The organism is Nosocomiicoccus ampullae (assembly GCF_019357495.1).
In the GTDB taxonomy this organism is placed as follows: Bacteria; Bacillota; Bacilli; order Staphylococcales; family Salinicoccaceae; genus Nosocomiicoccus; species Nosocomiicoccus ampullae.
In genome coordinates this window covers 459306-481587 of the sequence record NZ_CP079110.1, presented here as the reverse complement: position 1 = coordinate 481587, position 22282 = coordinate 459306, and the positions used below count along the sequence as shown (strand labels likewise).

Annotated in this window: 26 protein-coding genes and 1 pseudogene; 4 read left to right on the top strand and 23 right to left on the bottom strand. The window is 34.0% G+C overall.

Translation table 11 applies throughout. The features are described from left to right. Positions 1 to 88: 88 nt before the first annotated feature. The 17 genes and pseudogenes from KPF49_RS02495 to KPF49_RS02415 all read right to left on the bottom strand — a co-directional run bounded on the left by KPF49_RS02495 (position 89) and on the right by KPF49_RS02415 (position 15810). Positions 89 to 871 carry a YlmH family RNA-binding protein gene (locus KPF49_RS02495; RefSeq protein WP_183674151.1) on the bottom strand — a complete coding sequence of 261 codons (783 nt, stop codon included), beginning with the start codon at positions 869 to 871 and terminating at the stop codon, positions 89 to 91. 51 nt (positions 872 to 922) lie between these two features. Next, positions 923 to 1228 (bottom strand): YggT family protein, encoded by a 306-nt coding sequence (locus tag KPF49_RS02490; RefSeq protein ID WP_183674149.1) that lies wholly within the window; start codon positions 1226 to 1228, stop codon positions 923 to 925. A gap of 12 nt (positions 1229 to 1240) precedes the next feature. Then, entirely contained in the window at positions 1241 to 1750 is a 510-nt protein-coding gene (locus KPF49_RS08120; RefSeq protein ID WP_183674147.1) for a cell division protein SepF, read from the bottom strand. Between the two features lie 9 nt (positions 1751 to 1759). Next, a complete protein-coding gene (locus tag KPF49_RS02480) occupies positions 1760 to 2386 on the bottom strand; it encodes a YggS family pyridoxal phosphate-dependent enzyme (RefSeq protein WP_183674295.1) in 627 nt (208 codons plus the stop codon). Continuing rightward, on the bottom strand, positions 2382 to 3152 hold the full coding sequence (locus tag KPF49_RS02475) for a purine nucleoside phosphorylase YfiH/LACC1 family protein (protein ID WP_183674145.1): 771 nt from the start codon (positions 3150 to 3152) through the stop codon (positions 2382 to 2384). Before KPF49_RS02475 ends, KPF49_RS02480 begins: the two co-directional genes overlap by 5 nt. A 272-nt stretch (positions 3153 to 3424) precedes the next feature. Further along, positions 3425 to 4379: pseudogene (gene ftsZ / locus KPF49_RS02470) on the bottom strand (cell division protein FtsZ); the annotation flags it as partial. A gap of 26 nt (positions 4380 to 4405) precedes the next feature. Next, complete coding sequence (ftsA, locus tag KPF49_RS02465; protein WP_183674141.1) at positions 4406 to 5842, bottom strand: cell division protein FtsA; 1437 nt, start codon at positions 5840 to 5842, stop codon at positions 4406 to 4408. A gap of 109 nt (positions 5843 to 5951) precedes the next feature. Continuing rightward, entirely contained in the window at positions 5952 to 7061 is a 1110-nt protein-coding gene (locus KPF49_RS02460; RefSeq protein WP_183674139.1) for a cell division protein FtsQ/DivIB, read from the bottom strand. A gap of 19 nt (positions 7062 to 7080) precedes the next feature. Further along, a complete protein-coding gene (gene murD / locus KPF49_RS02455; protein WP_183674137.1) occupies positions 7081 to 8412 on the bottom strand; it encodes a UDP-N-acetylmuramoyl-L-alanine--D-glutamate ligase in 1332 nt (443 codons plus the stop codon). A gap of 3 nt (positions 8413 to 8415) precedes the next feature. Then, entirely contained in the window at positions 8416 to 9375 is a 960-nt protein-coding gene (gene mraY / locus KPF49_RS02450; RefSeq protein ID WP_183674135.1) for a phospho-N-acetylmuramoyl-pentapeptide-transferase, read from the bottom strand. 9 nt (positions 9376 to 9384) lie between these two features. Next, positions 9385 to 11562, bottom strand: a complete 2178-nt coding sequence (locus KPF49_RS02445; RefSeq protein ID WP_183674133.1) for a penicillin-binding transpeptidase domain-containing protein — start codon at positions 11560 to 11562, stop codon at positions 9385 to 9387. Then, positions 11552 to 11917: a cell division protein FtsL gene (gene ftsL, locus KPF49_RS02440; protein WP_183674132.1), complete on the bottom strand. Its 366-nt coding sequence runs from the start codon at positions 11915 to 11917 to the stop codon at positions 11552 to 11554. The genes KPF49_RS02445 and ftsL overlap by 11 nt, the downstream gene beginning before the upstream one ends. 16 nt (positions 11918 to 11933) lie before the next feature. Beyond that, a complete protein-coding gene (rsmH, locus tag KPF49_RS02435) occupies positions 11934 to 12860 on the bottom strand; it encodes a 16S rRNA (cytosine(1402)-N(4))-methyltransferase RsmH (protein WP_183674130.1) in 927 nt (308 codons plus the stop codon). Between the two features lie 11 nt (positions 12861 to 12871). Further along, positions 12872 to 13303 (bottom strand): division/cell wall cluster transcriptional repressor MraZ, encoded by a 432-nt coding sequence (mraZ, locus tag KPF49_RS02430; protein WP_183674128.1) that lies wholly within the window; start codon positions 13301 to 13303, stop codon positions 12872 to 12874. 117 nt (positions 13304 to 13420) lie between these two features. After that, entirely contained in the window at positions 13421 to 14998 is a 1578-nt protein-coding gene (gene bshC, locus KPF49_RS02425; protein ID WP_183674126.1) for a bacillithiol biosynthesis cysteine-adding enzyme BshC, read from the bottom strand. Between the two features lie 114 nt (positions 14999 to 15112). After that, a complete protein-coding gene (rpmF, locus tag KPF49_RS02420) occupies positions 15113 to 15286 on the bottom strand; it encodes a 50S ribosomal protein L32 (RefSeq protein ID WP_183674123.1) in 174 nt (57 codons plus the stop codon). 2 nt (positions 15287 to 15288) lie between these two features. Continuing rightward, positions 15289 to 15810, bottom strand: a complete 522-nt coding sequence (locus KPF49_RS02415; protein WP_183674121.1) for a YceD family protein — start codon at positions 15808 to 15810, stop codon at positions 15289 to 15291. Between the two features lie 150 nt (positions 15811 to 15960). Between KPF49_RS02415 and KPF49_RS02410 the strand changes: the two genes are divergently transcribed. Next, the gene (locus KPF49_RS02410; RefSeq protein ID WP_183674120.1) at positions 15961 to 17091 is read left to right on the top strand and encodes a nucleotidyltransferase; all 1131 of its coding nucleotides are present in this window, start codon (positions 15961 to 15963) and stop codon (positions 17089 to 17091) included. Here KPF49_RS02410 and coaD read toward each other — a convergent pair. Together coaD and rsmD are read right to left on the bottom strand one after the other, a co-directional pair. Continuing rightward, the gene (gene coaD, locus KPF49_RS02405) at positions 17084 to 17569 is read right to left on the bottom strand and encodes a pantetheine-phosphate adenylyltransferase (protein ID WP_183674118.1); all 486 of its coding nucleotides are present in this window, start codon (positions 17567 to 17569) and stop codon (positions 17084 to 17086) included. The two genes, KPF49_RS02410 and coaD, sit on opposite strands and share 8 nt — an antisense overlap. After that, entirely contained in the window at positions 17562 to 18134 is a 573-nt protein-coding gene (gene rsmD, locus KPF49_RS02400; protein WP_183674292.1) for a 16S rRNA (guanine(966)-N(2))-methyltransferase RsmD, read from the bottom strand. Before rsmD ends, coaD begins: the two co-directional genes overlap by 8 nt. Positions 18135 to 18173: 39 nt before the next feature. On the opposite strand from rsmD, the gene KPF49_RS02395 reads away from it, so the two are divergent. After that, positions 18174 to 18542, top strand: coding sequence for a DUF7147 family protein (locus KPF49_RS02395; RefSeq protein WP_183674116.1), 369 nt, complete (start codon positions 18174 to 18176; stop codon positions 18540 to 18542). A gap of 1 nt (position 18543) precedes the next feature. Here the strand turns inward: KPF49_RS02395 and KPF49_RS02390 are convergent, their stop codons facing one another. Further along, positions 18544 to 18783: a DUF2129 domain-containing protein gene (locus KPF49_RS02390; RefSeq protein WP_183674114.1), complete on the bottom strand. Its 240-nt coding sequence runs from the start codon at positions 18781 to 18783 to the stop codon at positions 18544 to 18546. A gap of 76 nt (positions 18784 to 18859) precedes the next feature. Here KPF49_RS02390 and KPF49_RS02385 point away from each other — a divergent pair, with 76 nt between their 5' ends. After that, positions 18860 to 19759 (top strand): glycerophosphodiester phosphodiesterase family protein, encoded by a 900-nt coding sequence (locus KPF49_RS02385; RefSeq protein WP_183674112.1) that lies wholly within the window; start codon positions 18860 to 18862, stop codon positions 19757 to 19759. A gap of 80 nt (positions 19760 to 19839) precedes the next feature. On the opposite strand, the gene KPF49_RS02380 is transcribed toward KPF49_RS02385, so the two are convergent. After that, a complete protein-coding gene (locus KPF49_RS02380; protein WP_183674110.1) occupies positions 19840 to 20277 on the bottom strand; it encodes a YlbF/YmcA family competence regulator in 438 nt (145 codons plus the stop codon). Positions 20278 to 20392: 115 nt separating this feature from the next. Between KPF49_RS02380 and KPF49_RS02375 the strand changes: the two genes are divergently transcribed. Then, positions 20393 to 20749 (top strand): YugN family protein, encoded by a 357-nt coding sequence (locus KPF49_RS02375; RefSeq protein ID WP_183674108.1) that lies wholly within the window; start codon positions 20393 to 20395, stop codon positions 20747 to 20749. Positions 20750 to 20797: 48 nt separating this feature from the next. Here KPF49_RS02375 and KPF49_RS02370 read toward each other — a convergent pair whose 3' ends face one another. Together KPF49_RS02370 and ctaG are read right to left on the bottom strand one after the other, a co-directional pair. Further along, a complete protein-coding gene (locus KPF49_RS02370; RefSeq protein WP_183674106.1) occupies positions 20798 to 21262 on the bottom strand; it encodes a DUF420 domain-containing protein in 465 nt (154 codons plus the stop codon). Between the two features lie 15 nt (positions 21263 to 21277). Next, positions 21278 to 22240 (bottom strand): cytochrome c oxidase assembly factor CtaG, encoded by a 963-nt coding sequence (gene ctaG, locus KPF49_RS02365; RefSeq protein WP_246562785.1) that lies wholly within the window; start codon positions 22238 to 22240, stop codon positions 21278 to 21280. Between the last annotated feature and the right edge of the window lie 42 nt (positions 22241 to 22282).

Sequence of the window (22282 nt, the reverse complement as noted above, 5' to 3'; positions counted from 1 at the left end):
GTCGCTTTAAAAAAGTCAATATATTGCGTGTCTAATACATTAATAACATTATGCAAAAATTTCAGATTATTGTCAAACACTTTTACTACTAGTCTTCATAGACTAATACTTCGATTCTAGATTTTCCTTTTCTTGTTTCATGTATAAAATCACTGACGATAAAACGCCCAAATCCTCTCACGCTTATAATGTCACCAAGTTCTACTACAAAACTCGGATCAGTAACTATAGCGTGATTTACTTTTACTTTTTCTCTCGTCACTCTATTTTTACTTTTCGAACGGCCTTCTTTAATTACTTCTGATAAAATAACATCTAGGCGAAATGACGATACGATAATTGAATGCTTCGTCGTTTCATCAACCGGTTCTAAAAATTCATCGTTTGGAATTTCACTCAGTTCTATTGGCGCATTTTTTATCGTCGTTAATTCTCTTTTAAATAGTTCAAAAAAGTTTTTATCCACAGCGAACTCTATTTTATCTGAAATAATGATGTCTCCAAGCTTACTTCTATCAACACCAATACTCATCATCGCACCGAGTATATTTCGATGTGATAACGAAACGAATTTTTCAGGATATTCTAATTCGACTGTTTCAATTTCAAAGTCGTCTCTAGATACTTCTAACATTTCAGGAACGAGTAATACGCGTTTTCTTTCGTGATTATCATCACTACCGCCACCGTAGTACTCAACTTTAATATCAGAAAAACGTCCACTAATACTTTCTATTATTTTACGTTCTCTAGGATCAGTAAAATCAAGAAGTACGGGATAATAATCTCTAGACGCAATTTCAAACTTACTGTAGTAAAAAATAATCTTTTCTTTTTCTTCTTTTCTAAAATGTTGAAATAAAGATTCCATTAAAATATCTCCTAAAATTAAAATAAAAAAGAGATATTATAACAATATCTCTTACGATACAACATTTAATAATGCATTAAATACATGGTGCATTCCATAATTAAATAATTGGAATATAATAATTAAAAAGATCGGTGAAATATCGATCATACCACCGATTGGTGGGATGATTTTTCGTAATGGCTCCATTAACGGCTCGTAAACTTTACCAAGCATTTCACCAAATGATGATTCTCTTAAGCCTGGAATCCAACTTGACAGTATGTAAATAATGAACCCCCAAGTAAAGATTGGCCAAATAATTGTATAAAATTTATAAATAGTTAAAACAATATTAACGCCTGTAGAATGATCCACAATTAAAACTCCTTACATTGAGTCAGAGTCGTTTTTTTCAGAAATCACACCTTCTACGCCTACAGAGTTCGGTGTACATAAGAAAATGTCTGCTCCAACTTTTTGAATATCGCCTTCTAAAGCATACACTGTTCCACTTAAAAAGTCGATGATTCTCTTTTTTGATACTTTATCAAGTTTTGTTAAGTTAACGAGTGCTGTTCGGTTATTTTTTAGTTGATCCGCAATATCTTGAGTTTCTCCAAATACATACGGTTCAAACAAGCACACTTTCGTATCAATTTTACTCATGTCAACCGCTCCTTTTTGTTTCTTTTGTTGTGACTGAGTGTTTTCACGAGCTTGTGTCTTTTCGATTTTTGGTTTGCGGTTTCTCGTCGTCTCTGTAAAGTTTACAGCAGTCACGTTATTCGGTTTTTCTGTCTTTTTTTCTTTCGTTTCGTATACGACAGGGTCGTTTTCTATTTCGTCCATCTCCTCAGGTTCGATTACGAATAGGTCTTTGATAAATTTTAAAGCCATTTTAACCACCTAACTTTCCATTAATATACTTCCTAGACGAATATATGTTGCGCCTTCTTCAAGTGCTATTTTATAGTCATTACTCATACCCATACTAAGTTCTGTAATATCTTCAAATTCTTTGTTTAACTCATCTCTAAGTACTCTTAACGATTTAAATACGTTACGAATTTCTTCTTCATCGTCAGTTTCTGGTGCCATTGTCATTAAACCAATGACTTTCACATGTTTATATTGTGAGACAGTCTGTACAAACTCTCTCACATCTTCAGGTTTTAAACCATGCTTACTTTCTTCACCGGAAACGTTTACCTGTATAAAACATTTTACATCATGATTCGCATATTGTTCAATACGTTTAGCGATAGATTCTCTTTCTAAAGAGTGTAGGTAATACAAGTCATCAATAACTTCTTTTACTTTTCTTGATTGTAACGTACCGATGAAGTGCATGTTTTTATCTTCAGGTAATGCGTTTAACTTTTCGTTAAATCCTTCGATTCTATTTTCTCCGAAATTTCTAATACCAGCATCATATGCTTCTTGTGCTGCTTCGTTACTATGATATTTCGTTACAGCGATAATTGTCGCTTGATCGTTGACTTCTTCTTTAATCTTCAAAAAGTTATCTTTAATCAATGGTTTTCCTCCCGATAAATCCTAATGCACGTCCAGTGTTGCCTTTTTCTAATCTAAATGAAAAGAAATCATCACTTTCAGTTCCGAGCGGTGTGACATGAATATGTTCTTCTTTAATACCGTACTCTAACGCTTCAGTTTTATTCACCGCTTTTAAGTCAAGTAAATACTTACCGTCACCTATTCTTTTAACCGCATGATCTGGTACTTTAAACGTTTCGTTAATAACATTGTCATCGACTTCATAATAGTCACTGTTAATCGTCACTCCAATGACAACTCTTAAGTCATTTAAATCACCGTCGTAATGATCTAGTAGTTTTTTTAGTACTTCTTTTTTTGTACCTTTCCAACCAGCATGAACTAATCCAATAAACGAATTTTCTACGCTATAAATATAAATTGGCGTACAATCTGCGTAATTCATGGCAAGTAAGACATCTCTGTCATATGTATATAATGCATCGATATTATGAATATTATCAGTTAATATATCAATATTTGTCCCGCAGTCGTTTTTAGTCACTTCGTAAACATGATTATCATGACCTTGCACAGGCATTACAAAACTCTCTCTATCAAAACCAATTTCTTCACTTAAAAGCGACTGATGGTGATGAACATTTGTCGAGTCATCCCCAATATATAACGCCATATTAAACGATTCACTTGGATAGTTACTAATGCCGTTCGTACGTTTTGTATAACCAAAAACTAAATCATCTGAATGATGCCCAACGTAATACTTATGATTTTTAAACATTAAACCATCTCCTAATAGACAAAAACGGAGATATTGAAGTCAATATCTCCGTAAATAAATGTCTTATCTTCTACGACTACGACGACCTCTAATAAATGATGGTACATCTGGTTCGTTATCTAAAGAAGATTTTCTATCTGACGAATCAAATGATTGATCAGAATGTGAACGATCATCTAAATCGATAAATGAATCTTCTCTTTCTTTTTCTTCAAATGATTGAGTTTGTCTACGCTCTTGTTGAACCGGTCGTTCAGGGCTTCTTGATACTGACTTTTCATTGAATCCTGTCGCAATAACAGTAATCACTAACTCATCTTCAAGCTCAGGGTTAATGACTGTACCAAAGATCATGTTTACATCTTCATCTGCAGCATCTTGAACGATATCTGCAGCTTCTTGTGCTTCGAATAATGATAAGTTTTCGCCGCCAGTGATGTTCATTAACACACCTTGTGCACCAACAATTGAAGTTTCAAGTAATGGACTTGAGATTGCTTTTTTAGCTGCTTCAACTGCACGGTTTTCACCACTAGATACTCCGATACCCATTAATGCAGATCCTTTGTCTGTCATAATTGTTTTAACGTCAGCAAAGTCTAGGTTTACTTCACCACTAACGCTAATAAGATCTGAAATACCTTGTACCCCTTGACGTAAAACATTGTCTGCTTCCTTAAATGCTTCCATCATCGGTGTAGATTTGTCTACTATATCAAGTAAACGATCGTTAGGAATAACGATTAACGTGTCTACAGCTGCTTTCATTTGTTCAACACCAGCTGCTGCTTGTGTTTGACGTTTTCTACCTTCAAATGAGAATGGGCGTGTAACAACACCTACTGTTAAAGCTCCCATTTCTTTAGCAATTTTTGCTACGACTGGTGCTGCACCAGTACCAGTACCGCCGCCCATACCAGCAGTAACGAATACCATGTCCGCACCTTGAATTGCATCTTCGATTTGTTCACGTGATTCTTCAGATGCTTTTTTACCAATTTCAGGGTTTGCACCTGCGCCAAGTCCACGTGTTAATTTTTCACCAATTTGGATTTTAGATTCAGCTTTAGATAAGTTTAAAGCTTGTCCGTCTGTGTTTACTGCAATAAATTCAACATTTTGCATACCTTCGTCAATCATTCGGTTAACAGCGTTGTTTCCGCCGCCACCAACACCAATAACTTTTATCGCTGCTTGATGATTAAAACCTGTTTCAAATTCCAACATCTCACCATATCCTCCCAAGTCATTAATTACTCAAATAAGTTCTTAAATACTTTTTTCATAAATCCACCAAAATCAGATTTTTCTTTTTCTTTTGGCGATTCGTCTTTTTCATGTGACGTTTCAATAATTTCTTCATTCTCAATATATGAATCATCTTCGTGAGTTTCATCAGATGGTTCAATATAGTACTCTTCAACTTCCGCTACATCTCTATTTTTATTTTGTTCTTTACGTTCTTTAAATAGAGAAGGGAAAATTGATTGTTTTTCTTCTTCGATAGTCTCTTCAGCTTCGTCATAATCACTTTCATGATTATCAATTGTAACATAATCGAGGAGTTCATCAAAACGAATACCGCTCTCAATTGTCGCAATTGCACTTGAAAACTCAGGTTTTCTTGCGCCCATTTGAGTCGGAATATGAATGCGCACTTTTTCTGATACGATATCGAGTAGTAAATCTCTTACTCCGCGCATATTAGCAGTTCCACCTGTTACAACAAATCCACCACTAATGTCATTGATACCCGCGCGTGCTAGATCTTCAAAAATTTCCATAAACATATCTTCAAGAGTCACTTCGATAACGTCAGATAAGTCTTTAGCGCTTATTTCAAGATCTTCATCTTTACTGTTTTGTGGGAAGACAACTCTTTCACCTTCAGGTGCTCTGTCGTAAAATGCGTGACCATATTGTTCTTTTGCACGATTTGCATAATGAAAATCAGTATTAAACTCGTTTGCGATTACTTGAGTAATCGTATTCCCTCCTGCTGGTATAATACCAGTATATCGTAATGCGCCGTCTTTATAATAAGCATACTGAGTTAAATCTGCACCGATATCCATTACAACTGAACCAAGCTCAATTTCTGATTCAGTTAAAATATGCGTATAGTTATATGCATCTGATGTAACATCAATAATATTTAAACCAGCTTCTGCTGCACAGTTCCCCATGTTTAGGAATAATGTACGGTCAACTGCTATAATTCCAGCGTTCACTGTTAAACTTTCTCTTGCGATAATACCTTTTGGATCTTCCACTTCGTGTAAATCATCGACTATGAATGAAACTGGAAATACTGTTACAATTTCTTGATCTTCTGAAATCTCTTTAAAACGAATATTTTCAAGTAGTTCTTCAATTAACTCTCCGTCGATTTCAGTGTCTCTACCTGAGAATCTTAACGTTTCAGTCTCAAAAATAATATTTGAGTTAGTTATTGGAACTTTTAAAAAGACTTCATCGATATCTATATTTGCAATAAGCTCTGCTTTTTTTACCGTATCAATAATTCCACTTTTAGCGAGATCAAAGTCTCGAATCATACCCTTTGATACACCGTCAGTGAAGGTTTGGCCAGTACCAATAATATTTACACCATCGTGAAATTTCTCTCCAACCACGATTTTAACACTTGATGACCCTATATCTAGGGCAACATAATATTGTTCCTTCACCTGAATGCCTCCCAATCTTTTCAGAATAATCTAATCTATAGTTTACCGCATATAGAATGAATTGTGAACTAATTCCAGTAAATAAATGAAACTATTCACGATTTTAATATTAATCTATATTATCTAATGCTTTTTTAATCGATTCTAGATTCTCATCGATTTCTTCTAAGTAAGGCGCATGTTTTGGAATTCGAGACATATCTCTTTTTACACGTCTTGCTTCTTCAGTACTGTATGGTATAAACGCATTACTTACTTCTAGGTCAATAATTCCATTTTTATCTCCAATTGCATTACTCATGCCTTCAAAGTAATTAATTTTTTCTCCAAACGTTGTGTAATCAGCGATGATTTCTTGACCGTTATTCATAAGTACCTGAATTCTTGTATTCGACTCATCATGGGGTCGATAATATATTTCAGAAATCGTTCTTAAAATCTCAGGGTTAACATCGTTTAAACTATCGACTAAACCGTCGAATTCTTTACCTTCAAAGAAGTGTATTATTGGTGCGTTTTCTGGTGCCATATGGAAACCTCTTAACACACGTTTGTTTTCAAGTACTGGGTAATAATTTCGGTGACTTTCTACAAACCCAACGATTTTATATTCTTCGACATCGATAATGACTTTATTGGGCCATTCTCTTTCGATGTTAATTTTTTCAACGATTGGTAATACCTTTATGTTTTCTTCTGCTTTATTCGTCTGCAGTAAGTACATTTTGTTACCTTCTTTAATACCGCTTCTCTCTAGTATTTCTTCTTTTTCTAAATTAACGTTACCATTCACTTCGATCTCTTTAACCGCTGACCAACTTGAAATTAAATATATCGATAATACAGAAATGACTGATAAAAGTAAAATTATTAAAAATAGTTTTAAATAATTTATATTTGGTAGTTTAAACTTCGGTCTTTTTATCGATTTTAACTTATCCTTAAAATTACTTTCTTTTTTATTTTCAGACTCATCGGTTTCATATTCGATATTTAATGCATCTTTTTCTTCATCTCTATAGTCTTCGATTAACGTTTCGTCTAAACTATCATTATTTTTTTCACTAGATTCTTTTTTTATTAAATCGAGCACTTCTTTTTCAGTTGTTAAAGCGGGGACTTTTTCTTCATCAGATTTAGGTGTTGCTTTAGTCGGAGTTTCTTTCCGATCTTTTTTTAATTTTTTCTTTAATTCATCGACATTAAAATCATCTTTCATTTTGTCCCCTCCTTAACTTTTATAATTGTTTAACGGCTGCTTTAAAGTGCTCGCCTCTTGTTTCAAAGTCTGGATACTGATCCCAACTCGCACATGCAGGTGAGAATAGTACCTTATCCCCTTTTTCACCGTGAGTTTTCACGACATCTACTGCAGTGTATGGATTTTCAGTTTCAATCGCTGTAATATTATTTCCTTCTAAAAAATCTTTTAATTTTTCTTTCGTTTCACCAAATACAATACCAAATTTCACGTGTTTTAAATGTGGAATTAATTCTTTAAAGTCTTGACCACGATCTAAGCCACCAGCAATCCAAATTGTTGGGCGAGTAAAACTATCTAAAGCAAATGACGATGCGAGTGCATTCGTTGCTTTTGAATCATTGTAAAATGACATTCCAAGTTTTTCTCCAACATACTCCATACGATGTTCGATACCTTTGAACGTTTTTAAAACGTACTTCATATGTTCTACCGGAATTCCTTTAAAATGTGCAACGAGTAGACTCGCGAGTATGTTTTCAAGGTTATGCGACCCTTTAAGTAAAATGTCTTCAACGTCTATAATCGGTTCATCAAATAGATAAACAACCCCATTTTTTACTGTTGCGTCACAATCTTTTTCAATACTAAAGAAATACACTTTACTTTTAACGTCTAGTTTTTCTAAAAATTCTTTTTGAGACGCATTAAATATGACGATATCTTCGTCTGTCATATTTTTCATTAACGATAATTTTGCATTTTGATATTCTGCTAAATCTTTATGATAATCTAAATGGGCTTCGTAAATATTTGTAAATACTGCGATATTTGGTCTAAACGTATCGATTCCCATTAGCTGAAAACTTGATAATTCCATAACGAGATCATCATCTTGATGCTCTAACACAGCTTGGCTCGCAGGGTATCCGATATTACCGCATAGTACAGGTGTTTCATTTCCATCCGTAAGTAGTCGACCAATGAGTTCAGTCACTGTCGTTTTACCATTTGTACCTGTAATACCGATAATATCGTTATCCGCGATTAAGTATGCAAGTTCAACTTCAGTAATAATTTTAATATTACGTTTTACTGCTTCTTTTAAAAATGGAATAGTATATGGAATCCCTGGATTTTTAACGATTAAATCTACGTCGTTTAATAAGTGTTCTGGGTGATGGCCGTCTACGACGTACACGTCCAATTGCCTTAAATGATTTAACACGCTCCCTTCAACGAGTACTTCACTTGTTGTTAGTGTAATATCCGCACCGAGTTTAAACAGTGCATCGATTGCGCTTCGACCACTTCTACCATAGCCTAAGACGAGCACTTTTTTACCTTTAAAATCCTCTAGATTTTTCATAATTTAACCCCCGATTAAAACTCCAAGTACACCAGCAATTGCACCGACTAATGAAAACACTGCAACTATCTTTTTCTCATTCCAACCAGATAGTTCAAAATGATGATGAATCGGTGTCATTTTAAAGATACGTTTACCCGTTGTTTTAAATGAGATCACTTGAATAATCACTGATGCAGTTTCAACTACAAATACTATACCAATTAATAGGAGTAGTAGACTGTTATTTAACATGATTGAAACAATACCAACAATACCACCAAGTGCAAGTGATCCAGTATCACCCATAAATACTTTTGCTGGATATTTGTTAAAGATTAAAAATCCAAGTTGTGCACCTATTAAAATCGCTAAAAATATGACGATTTCATTTTCAGATGACATCCACGCAATAATTAAAAATGACAAGTTCGCAACAATAGTTGTACTTGTTGAGAGACCATCTAAACCATCCGTTAAGTTTACAGCGTTAGAAAATCCAACGAGCCAAAATACAATCCATAAAATAAATAGATATCCTAAATGGATTGTAAAATCTGTACCAGGTACCGTAACACCAAGTTCAATTGACGGTACGAACTTCATCATTATAAAAAAGACAATGATAGAAACAACAACTTGAGCGAGCGCTTTTTGCTTTGAAGTTAACCCAGTATTATCTTTTTTTACTACGATAATATAGTCATCGATAAATCCAATCAGTCCAAATCCGAGCGTTACGATAATTAAAATCAGTAGTTTAGAAATATCTTCTACAAATATTAACGCTATTAAAGATAGGACTGTCGTTACTGCTATAAACGATATACCTCCCATCGTCGGAGTTCCCGTTTTTGCTAAGTGACTTTCAGGACCTTCTTGTCGAATCGATTGACCAAACTTTAACTCTTTTAATTTCGGAATCATCATTTTCATTAATAATGCTGATAATATAAATGAAATGATTAAAAATATAACACTCATTGTTGCCTCCTATTTGTTTGAATCTTTCATTTTTAATGTAAAGCTTATTTTTTGTTTATCTCCTAAAGGTTCACCTGGTTTAATCGTTTGCTCTGTAACGTAACCATCCCCTTTAAAGTTAGACTTAATACCGAGATAATCCATAATTAAAATGGCATCTCGCTTAGAGTAACCTCTTAAGTCAGGCATCGTTTTTTCACCATCTGTTTGAATAACGATTACTTCTCCAGGTAACATTTCCGTATGCTTTGGATAATAATCTTCAACTGTTGTACCTTCACCAACATAGACTTGATTCAGTAAATCATTTTGTAAAATATCTACGTCAGAAACGTCTTGTCCTGTGAAGTCTTCAACAGGAATTGTTTCGATTTCATCACTACGGTTGACATCTTTTAATTCTAAATATTTTAGTGAACGTTCCATTAACGGATTAAATCCTTTAGAAACTCCGTAATCCCATGTATCACTTTTATTTTTAGATGCGCGTTTCACACCGTAATATATAATCACTCTAGGATCTTCAACAGGTGCATAACCAATGAATGACGTTAAGGACTCATAATCACCTGATAAATACCCACCTGCATCGGCATCATATATTTGAGCTGTACCAGTTTTACCTGTTACGGTATAATCATCAAGCTCATATGAACTATTTCTATTTAACGACCCACCGACGAGTGTGTTCATTTCATCCATCGTCTTTTCAGCAGTTTCTTTACTTATAACTTGTTCGACATTTCTTTCTTGACCACGATACACAACTTCATCTGTTTCAGTATCACGTACTGATTTAATGACATACGGTTTTTTCATCATTCCGTCGTTTAATAATGCTGTAAACCCTTGAATCATTTGAATTGGAGTCGTACTAATCGTTTGACCAAATGAAGTTATTTTTTGCTGAAGTTCGTTGTCAAAAACAATTTGTCCACTTGCTTCGGTACTAAACTCAGAACCTGTTGGTTCACCAAAACCAAAATTTTTATAGTACTCAAGCATCTTTTTAGGTCCAACGTTATCCATTAAGTCCATCATTAACGTATTGGAAGAATACTGTAACCCTTCATTATACGTAATTGATCCCCATCCTGATTTTTCCCAGTCGTAAATTGTTGAGTCCATGACTTGTCGCTGACCAGTCATATAGTACTGATTTGGGTCGTATTCACCTTCTTCAATAGCAGCAGCGAGTGTAAACACTTTAAATGTACTCCCTGGTTCGAACTGGTATTCATATAACATATTTAACCAGCTATTACCAAACCCTTCACGAGTATCTGGATTAAATGAAGGACGCTGTCCTGCACCTAATATTTCACCTGTTTTAGCATCTGCAACAAAGGCAAATAACTCTTCAGGTTCAAAATATTCTTCCATCTCGTCTAATGATTCTTCAAGATATAATTGAATATTAGAATCAATTGTCAGTTCAACATCCATTCCGTCAACAGATTTTTTACTTTCCATCGTACCTGGAACGATATAGTTCCAACTGTCAACGTTATAGTCTTTAAATCCATCTTTACCGGTCATTTCTTTATCGTACTCTTTTTCAATACCGACGCGTCCATCAATCTGACCTTCTTCGTCTAACTCTGCATAACCAATTAGATGTGACGCAAATATTCCATTAGGATATGAGCGTTTAATTGTTGGCGTAAAGATGATTCCTTTTAATTCTTGGTCTTCAATTTTTTGTTTTTCTTTATAGTCAACATTGCGGCCCTTATCACCAAATTCGACTTGATATAAGCCTTTTTCAATACCATCATTGATGACTTTTAAAATCTCTTTTTCTTCCATATCGATAATTTCAGATAATGCTTTTGCGACCTCATTAGAATCTTCGATATGGTTGTCAAAATCTTGACCAACGATAACCGCAATTTGATACGCTTCAGTGTCTCTTGCGAGAATATTACCGTCTCGGTCTTTAATTTTACCACGTTCTGCGTGATCGACTAAGTGGCGGTCATATTTACTCGATGCCTGTTCTTTTAAATTTACGTTGTCTACGTTTTTAAACAACATGATATTAACAAAATTAATAATTAAAAAACCAAAAAACACTCCTAACATGACATAAATCAGGAGTGTAATTATTGGTATAGAGAAAGTGGAATGACTTCTACTTTGTTTTAACAGGCGTTCTCTTATCCTTAACAATAAATTACTTTTCATACTTCCTAACAACCTTTACATTATCGTTATTCGGCTTTAGTCCTAATTCGTTCGCTTTTTGATAAATGCGTTCGTAAGAAGATAAGTGTGTCACTTCTGTTGTTAGTTCATCGATTTCTTTTTCTTTTGCGTTAATTTCGTAATCCAATTGAGAAATTTCTCTTTCATATTCATGCGCTTCGAATTTAGCATCTAGTGCAAACACAATTGCTGATGATAAAACAATCATCAAAGCGACATATAACAGAAGTTCATTTAATTTTAAACTTACGATTCTACGTTTCTTTTTTGGCGTTTCTATATATACTTTTTCATTTGGCTTTTGAATATTCTGTCTGACTCGCTCTGCTTGCATATTTACACTTCCTAAATCACTTCAATTTTTCTGCAATTCTTAACCTTGCGCTTCGTGCACGACTATTTTCTTCAAGTTCTTCTTCGCTTGCTAAAATCGGCTTTTTATTTACACGTTTTAAGGAAGGCTCGTACCCTTCGGGAATAATTGGCATATTTTTTGGTAACTCTGGTCCGCGTTCATATTCTAAATAGATTTGCTTACAAATTCTATCTTCTAATGAATGGAATGTAATTACAGATACTCTTCCACCTTTATTTAATAGTTCGATTGCATCTTGAAGGCTATTTTCAAACACTTGAAGCTCGTTATTTACAGCGATACGAAGTGCTTGAAAGACTCTACGTGCTGGATGACCTTTCATTCGTTTAAACTTTTCTGGAATTTTTGATTTAATAATATCTGCCAATTCCGTCGTTGTTTCAATCGGTTTTTCTTTACGTCTACTTTCAATTTCTCTAGCGATTTGCTTAGAGAATTTTTCTTCACCATATCTAAAGAAGATTCGAACGAGTTCTTCATAACTGTATGTATTGACGATTTCATAAGCATCTAGACTTTGTGTCTGGTCCATTCTCATATCTAGGCGTGCAGTTTTAGAGTGTGAAAATCCACGCTCTACTAAATCCAGCTGTGGACTCGAAACACCTAAGTCATATAATATACCGTCTATTTTCTCTATGCCGAGTGCGTTTAATTCTTCCTTTATAAATTCAAAATTTCGATGAACGAGAGTAAGTCTATCATCATCAAATTTTTCTTTTGCATTGTTGATTGCAAGTATATCTTGATCAAATGAGATGACTCGTCCTGTCGTTAGTTTACTGAGTAGGTATGATGTATGACCACCACCACCCAAAGTAGCGTCAACATATATCCCGTCAGGCTTGATGTTTAAACCATCAATTGTCTCTTTTAATAATACTGTGTCATGTTTAAACATACTTTCACCTCTTATAAATCAAAATCAATTAAATCTTCTGCAATCATTTCAAAATTTTCAGCAGAGTCATCATAGAAACTATTCCAGCTGTCGCTGTCCCATATCTCAACGCGATCTGACACACCGATGACTGTACATGACTTTTCTAAATTTGCATAGTCTCTAAGATGTTGTGGAATGTTTATACGTCCTTGCTTATCAACTTCTACAATCGCAGCACCGGAAAAGAATAGACGTGTAAAACGTCTAGCATCTCGCTTAGTGAGTGGGAGTTCTTTCATCTTTCCTTCAATGGCTTTAAAATCATCGATTGTATAACAAAATAAGCACTTATCTAATCCGCGAGTAATCACAAATTGTGCTTGTAAATCATCTCTAAATTTACTCGGAACAATCATACGTCCTTTTGAATCTAAGTTGTGACTAAACTCACCGATAAACATATCCACTACCCTCCCATACTCTATTTATAATTTACCATAATCTACCACTTTCCTCCACTTATCTCTTAAAAAATGATAAAAAAAAGAGGACCCATTCTAAATGGGTCCTGATTCTCCTTATTCCATAACTACAATCAGCTTGTTTGTATAGTTTAACGGTGTGAAATCAAACGTCTGATTTGAAAAAACCGTCGGGTGGAAGATACGTTCTTGAAGTACTTCTTTAGGAAGAAGTAACATACCAAGTTCGTCGAGTTTATTTAATTCATTTCTCACTTGTCGTTTCACATCATAATTATATTTACGTTCTAAGTAATCTACTTGTTTTAAAATGCCTGACTCATTACGATCAATGAGTTGTTTTTCGTGTTTTGTTTGAATTTGTTTCTCAAGTGATTCATATTCTTTTTCAACTAATTTTCTTAAATTATGAATTCCTTTTAACAGTTTTTTATTTGTCGACTGTGCAGTTAAATGATCCTTTTCTTTTTGAATATCTTCAATTAACTGAGGTGTAAGAGATAAATCATAACTACTTAATAACTTTTCTAACTCAGTTGGTACATTTATAAATGACATACGTTTTAAAACAACGGGCATTTCTCTTTCCATAACGTCAAACACTTTGTACAATTCGCCCCAATATTTGACCTCTGCACCTCCGCCTAAAAATACAGCAGTATTAAATAATAGTTCTTGCATTAAAGGCCTAGTTACGACGTTATTACTAAATTCTTCTGGAGTTTTATTTAAATAATCGAATAATTCTTCTTTAGTATAGATACTTTCCTCAGTTTTAAATTCATCACCATCACGAGATAGCAATTCTCTTTTCTCTTTAGAATTGACGAATAAGTGGACATTTGTATCTGTTTCAATTGTTTTAGGTATATTGAAGTGATCAGTAAACTCTTTTTGACCCTCTCTAAATGCTCGGTCGATATCTTCTGATTTTTCGATAATTTCTTTAAATATTCCTTTTTCTAATTCACGCACTTCACTATTATGTGCATTAAATATGAGGAGACCATATTCACTAAATATATTATTTACAAGTGCAGTGAATAACTCTGACCAGTATGTGTGAGTGTTAATTTCTTTTTCGATTCGTTCTTTAATTTCGATATTTTCTTTAGAGTCTTTCGTATAGTTAAATACTTCATCTAAACAATCTAACAATTCCTTTTTGTCGTACTCATAAAATCCAATACTCATACCTATATCTAAGTTAGGTTTGTAAGATACTTTTTTAATTCGGTTATGAAACGTGTCGTAGACATGAGTGTGGTTAATTTCATCATAATCATGGTCTTCAGATGCGACCCAAAACACTGGTACAGCTTCATAGTTCATTTTTTCTTTAATATCTTTTACGACGATCAAAATCGAAATAATTTTATGAAGGGTATATGACGGGCTTACAAATAATCCAGCTTGCTGACCACCAATCACAACTTTATGTCCTTCGCTTAATTTTTTAATATTTTCTTTTTGACTTTCTGTAAGTCCACCTAGAATGTTGAGCATATCTTTTTCGATAATTGTACTAAGTGCTTTTGTATGTTCATGTGGGGTTCTTTCAAATAACCTTTGAAGCGTCGCTTCGTTAAATTGATTATTATGAAAGAATTTTAAGTCTGCTTCGCTACTACAGTTTATTTCATCATTAAAATCATCATTATAGAGATACCTCATAGTTTGTCTCCTTACAATTCTTATACGTATTTAAGTCAAATTATATGTAATTTCTTCGTTCGACTCAAATAAACGGTTTTAAATAAAAAAACATGGACATTTTCTGTCCATGTTTTAGTTATTTACTACTTCTGCACCGTTATATGACCCACAGTTTGGGCAAACGCGGTGTCTTAATTTCATTTCTCCACACTCTTTGCACTCAACCATTCCTGGTGCACTTAATTTAATGTGTGTACGACGTTTATTTTTACGAGTTTTCGAAGTTCTTCTTTTAGGTACTGCCATTGTTAATCCTCCGTTTCGTCTGTTTTAAACAGCGTTTCTAATTTTTTTAATCTTGGGTCTACAGGTTGGTCTTTTTCAAATTCTTCGACACTACTGTAAACATTCCAATTCTCGGTGTTTGATGAGTCTGGTAATTCATTACTTTCAGAATACACTTCTGGAATTGAGACGTTAATTAACTCTATTATTACAGGCTCTAAATCGAGCTCATGTAAAACAGGATGTAACGTTGGATCTTCTATATCCTCATCCTCTTCGAGAGATTCATCGAACGTTTCGATTGACGTAACACTTAATGGATAGATAACGTCTTCGCCTGAACGGCTATCAATCATTTTAACATTCGCTTTAATGTCTATATTGACATAAAACTCTTCTTTGTTGTTACGAATTGAACCTTTAACGAATATATCATTCACATCTAAAACGTCTTGACGATTTGAAACGTCTTCAAGTTCTAAGTGTTCTTCAAAAGTAAATGCGGTATCTTGAAACTTTCTGAGTTCCGATAGTGACCACTTCATAATTTACCCACCTCTTATAAGCACAACAAATATTCTACATATTTTACAGTGAAGTGTCAAGTTATTTTCTTAACATCATATACGTTTAATTCTCTAATGATTATCATTTTTGCTATAATAATGACGAGTAATTTCAGGGGTGCTTATGCTATGAAAATTTTATCTTTAATCACTGAATATAATCCGTTTCATAACGGTCATATATATCATATCAAAAAATCAAAGGAAATAGTGGATCCTGATGTCACAATTGCAGTGATGTCTGGCAATTATACACAGCGCGGTGAACTCGCTGTGACCAATAAGTTTAACCGAGCACAAGCTGCCTTAGACTACGTGGACTTAGTCGTTGAACTCCCTCTCCTATACGCAACAAGTTTTGCGGATGATTTTGCGTACGGAGGAATGTTCACATCAAAAAAGTTAGGTGCGTCACATATCGTTTTTGGAAGTGAATCTAACGATATTGAAGCACTAAAAAGTGCATATTTAAAATCTAAATCAATTAGTAAAAACGATTTAGCACCACTTCTAAGTAATGGGTATTCGTATCCACGTGCGATAAGTGAACTCACAAATGAGCCCACTTTAAAAGAACCAAATAACACACTCGGTATGAGTTATATAAAAGCGAGTGATATATTAAATTATAACGTTTCACTTCATACAGTAAAACGTGTTGGAAATCATTATAACGATAATAAATTATCTCAAAGTGAGTTTTCCAGCGCCACGAGTTTAAGACAGACACTTTTAAATGGTGATATCAATCAAGCTAATCAGTTTATGCCAAAGCATTTTGCTGAAAAAATTATCAGGGACGGCGCCGTAACAAATGAAGTAATGTTTGAAACACTGAAAGTAATTATTGAAAGAAGTAGTATCGAAGACTTAAAGAAAATTTATACGATGACTGAAGGTCTTGAGTATAGATTAAAACAACAAATTATAAAAGCGAGTAGTTACGAAGATTTTATCAATAAAATAAAAACAAAGCGATATACGAGAACAAGACTTCAAAGGTTATTAATATATGTGCTTTTAAATATAACAAATGAAGACTATAACAATTATACTCCAGAAAAATTTAGAGTTCTCGCGATGAACCAAAATGGAAGAGAATATCTTTCGAAAATTCAAGACGGTAGTTTTATAACGAACGTCACAAAAAAAGACGCGCTCGACTTTTATTATGAAATAAAAGGAACGCGTATATATAATACGTTGACTAATCAACGTTTAAATGACTTTAATCAGCCAGTGATTATTCACTCTACTTAAATTTTTCAACTAAAGCCGCTTCAACTTCTGGTGGCACAACGTCACTAATTTTACCGTGATGTTTTGCCACATCTTTTGCGATTGAACTCGATATAAATGAATATTTGTTATTTGTCATAATGAATAACGTATCGACTTCCTCTGCAAGTTTGCGGTTCATGCTTGCCATCTGCATTTCATACTCAAAGTCAGATACTGCACGTAATCCACGAACAATCGCATCCGCATTCACTTCTAAGCAAAAATCGATTAGTAATCCTTGGTGTTTACGTACTCTCGTATTTGGTACATGAGCAATTGTTTTTTCTATTAATTCCACACGTTCATCTGGTGTGAAAAGCCCTTTTTTCGTTTGGTTATGTGAAACACATACATAAACAACGTCAAATATTTTTGACGCACGTTCGATAATATCGATATGGCCATATGTAATTGGGTCAAATGAACCTGAACATACAGCAATTTTCTGATTAGCCATGGTTTTCCTCCGTCGTTAAAATTTTATATTGAATCGTACCCATTTCATGATGTTTCCACTCGTTAAATCCCTTTAAATCGATTGTTTCATCGATATGGGCTTCAGTAATAATTAAACCATTCTCTTTTAAAATGTTGTATTCTTTAATGAGTTCGAGTGATTTATCGATTAACTTTTTCTTATACGGTGGATCTAAAAATATTAAATCCATTTGTTTACCACGCTTACTCAGTGCTTTTAACGCACGTTTAAAATCAGTACGGTAAATTTCAACGTCTTCTTCGATACCTTTTGTATTTTGATGAATGATTTTAATGGCATCTTTTGCGCCATCGACAAATATACAACTCTCAGCGCCTCTAGATAGTGCTTCAATACCTAACGCGCCAGATCCAGCAAATAAATCTAAGACGTCTCCACGCACTATTTCACCAATACTACTAAACATACTTTCTCTTATTTTTTCACTTGTCGGTCTTGTATCTCTATTTTGGAGTGTTTCAATATGACGTTTTTTATATTTCCCTGTAATTATTCTCACTTCTACACCTCTATCTAAATTTATATTATAATTAAAGAAACATACTATGAGAGGTTGAAATTAATGCAAAAATTTATTGTCCTTGGACATGGCTATAGTGAAATCTTCGAGTTAAAAGCGCTACTCGAATATAATCATGCACGCGTGGATAAGGCGATTTTCTTTCACCATGAAGACGCACCGTCGACATTTAGTCTCGTTATGAAGCCTGTCGAAAAAGATTTCCAAGCACTTTACACAATTTTACGCGGATTAAGAAATGGTCCGGACGGTAAAATGTATGAAATGATTCATAATCTTTGTAAAGAATATGGTGTCGAGGTTGTCGAGATGACGTCACGTGACCCTAAAGATTTTCACGAAACGGAATTATTCTTTCAATACATGATTGGTGTTTTAAGATTAAACCATCTCATTCCACAGTTAAAATAAGCTAAACTGGGTCTTTTGTATATTCTTTTTTAATATTTTTATATTCACTGACAAGTACATCTGTAACGTATTTAAGCTTAGATAGTCGTTTCAATGTATCGTCTAATTCTTCTTGATTCACGTAAACGAGCATGTATTGCTTTTTAGTATTCACATAGACGACATGACCGTAACGCTTTAACTGGCGAATAAACTTATTTTGTTTAAAATATATATAAATACCAATACGTTCTGTTAGCATAGCTTTCACCCTTCTTTGTTACACACATGATAACACATTTAACTTTTAGTATACTACATCTATTAGGAGGCCAAATATGAAATTACGTACAAAAGCGTTACTGTCAGCAGCAGGCATTTCATCATTATATTTATATAGTAGAATCCGTGCTGAACGAAACGTAAATGAAATTAAACCGGTGTTTAAACACCGTGCACCTTACATATTTGCACACCGCGGAGGTAAAGGAAATTATCCAGAACATACGAGACTTGCGTTTGATAACGCAGTGAATCAGCAAGTAGATGGGTTTGAAATCGATGTCCGCTTAACGAAAGATAACGAAATTGTCGTACTCCATGACTTATACGTCGACAGAGTGACTGAAAATAGCGGTAAAGTTTCGGACTACACATTAAAAGAACTAAGAGAATTAGATTTTGGCTATAATTTTAAAGACGTTAGAGGAAATTATCCGTATAGAGGGTCTAAAGATGCTAAAGTCATGACGTTACGTGAGTTATTTAGAGAATATCCGGATGTTATTATCAATATAGATATGAAAGATAGCTTAAAAACTGAAGCAGGCCAAAAAATTGCGCCACTACTTTTTGAATTAATTTTAGATGAAAAAGTAATCGACAGAGTTATCGTCACAAGTTTTGAAGATGAACAGATCCGACGATTTACAGGATTTAGTGGAGACTTAATTGCGATTGGTGCTGGTAGTGAAGAAGTGACAAAAGCGTACACACTGTATTATAGCGGCCTTGGGCACTTGTACCATCCATCGAGAGACACCTTCCAAATTCCAGCTAATGTTACGTCATTAAGACTCGATCAAAAAAGATTCATTAACTTCTTACATGACTTAAATGTGAAAGTTGGTTACTGGGTCGTGAATGAGACAAACGAAATGAAACGCTTATTAGATTTAGGAGCACACACGATTGTGACAGACTACCCAGACAAAGCGAACTTAATCGTAAATTATTAAATTTATCGTCTAAAAATCAATACGTTTATAAATTATACAAAAACGGAATCCGATAAAATTTTCGGATTCCGTTTTGTTTTTTAACTTGCGCAACTACAGCCCCCACCAGTCATACAGTTAGACTCACCATTTGAAAAGAATGGATTTGAACTTACAACATTTGCGTGGTTACTGATTGACTTACCGATAACATAAAGTATTTCATCGAGTAAGTTTTGTAAAACATATTCTGCGCGTCTATATTCTATAACGTTTTCGTTTAAATCTACTTTCTTTTTAAAGAGACGAATATTTTTTCTTTTCTCTTTATAGTCCGGATGATATCTCCCAAAGCGCTCAACTTCTTCAAAGTCTAATTTTAATTGATTAAACTGATCAATAAGCGCTTTTGTTTCATAATCTTCTTCGAGTTTATTTTTATAAAATATATAATTTTTAAATTCATCAGAGGATTTAACCATTTCATTTATATCATCAAGACAATCTAAAACTTCCATCATCTTATATGTAGAAAACATACGCTCACCTCTTCTTAGAATATGATATCATACTATTATAGTACATAAAATTGTATTTGTATTTCCAATCATTTTCGATTAAAATAAAGTTAATGGAATAGGGAGGTCTACTCGGATGGTATTTGAAAATTCTGGTATCGAAAAATTAATTATTGAACAAAACCTCTTACAAGAAACTATGAACGAACATGGTTGTGTATTAGGTGGTAGTTGGGACTATGAACGTATGACGTTCGACTTCCAATACAGAGTTCCTGAAGGAACGTTTTACTTACGTTTCCCTGCATATGCAATAAGCGGTGACGTTGGTGCAAACGATGCAGTACTTCAACTTATGGACCCTTACATTGGTAAATGGTATTTCCCAACAGGTATTGAATACGGAAAAGATGAACATTTCCCAGAAAGAATTGTCGAACACGCAATTCAAAAAATTAGAGCGATTCATGAAGATCTAGCAGTTCATGCATAAATAAAAACCCCGTTACTTTTAAAAAAGTAACGGGGTTTTCTTTGTTTCTTAATGTAAAATTGCGTCTAAAAGTCCTGCTGTCTCTCCACCTGGATAAAGTACATAAAGTAATACATATACCATAACACCAGTAATTGCAGTTAAGAACCAAACAATCGCTGCGAACATTCCTACTTTTCTATGCTTCGCTAAAATTCTCTTTTTACCTGTAAAGACTTGGAAACCACCAAGTACTCCACCTGTCGTCGACAAAATAATGTGAGAGATTAAAAACGTCACATAATAAGGAACGAGGTATTCTGGTCCACCAAACATCGTGTTCCCTAAGAATATCGTTTTAGATAAATAAATGATAAAGAAAATTAATGCAAACCAAGCTGATAATGTCATAAATTTATCGTGACCTTCAATATCTCTTTTCTTTAGCATTTTGTGTAAACCAATCGCCATCATAATTGCACTAAGTACGATAAACGATGTACTAATCGTCGGCAATATAAAATTTAAATCCATTCTTCAACCCTCTTATTATCTATATAATTCTTCCATTTTTTTACGCTCATTTGCAGCTTCAAGTGAACGACGTGTAATTTCGTCTGGATCTTTTGACTCTTGGTTCCACCATTTAATGAATAAGTAAGCAATGATAAAACCAAAGAAAACTTCTTGTAAAATTTTCATAATGACTCCACCAGTACGTTGGTCTGATAACGGAGACATGTTACTAAAATATTCTGGTCCACTAATCATATTTTGATCTTTAAGTGAATCTAATACACCTGCAGGTACACAAAGCTCCATTGATTTTAACCATGCTGCACTTTCAGTATAAGTTTTAAACAATGGTGTCTCAGTGAAAATAATCATCGCACATGCTGGTAAAAGTAACCCACCAATACCAAACACATATAACGTTTTAAATAAGTAGTTCATATGTTTTTCCGGCGGATCTACTTTGTTTAATACTGGCCAAAACGCAATAACTGCGAGTATAAATAAGACACCAAGTGAAGCAAAGTGTAAAGACTGATTTAACTTTAACGTATCCATAACTTTTGGAATATGGTAAAGAGAAAATGCCCCACAGAATAACACGAGTGCAAGTAACGGCTTTTGTCCTATTTTATGGAACACTCTTAATACAGGTAATTTAATCATGTATGCCCATAAATAATCAGGAATTGCAAAGTATAGCATTGGCGGAATTAAAAGTAATCCTAATGCCATTTGAATCATATGGAATGTAAATAATATATGACTCAGTATGTCTACTGGTGAACCGAATGTAATATAAAATAATATAATGACTGAAACAGACATCCAAAATTCAGATGTTTTAAGCTTACGTCCACCAGGTATGTCTTTATACCATTTCATCGTAATTAAAAAGTACACTATTGATGCGACAATCATGAACGCAATTAAAAATGGACTCCAATTACCAATGAAACCAAAAATTCGTATCGACATTAAACGATCCAAATTTATCACCCTTTAATAATTAACTACTCTTCATTATAGACTATTTTGTTC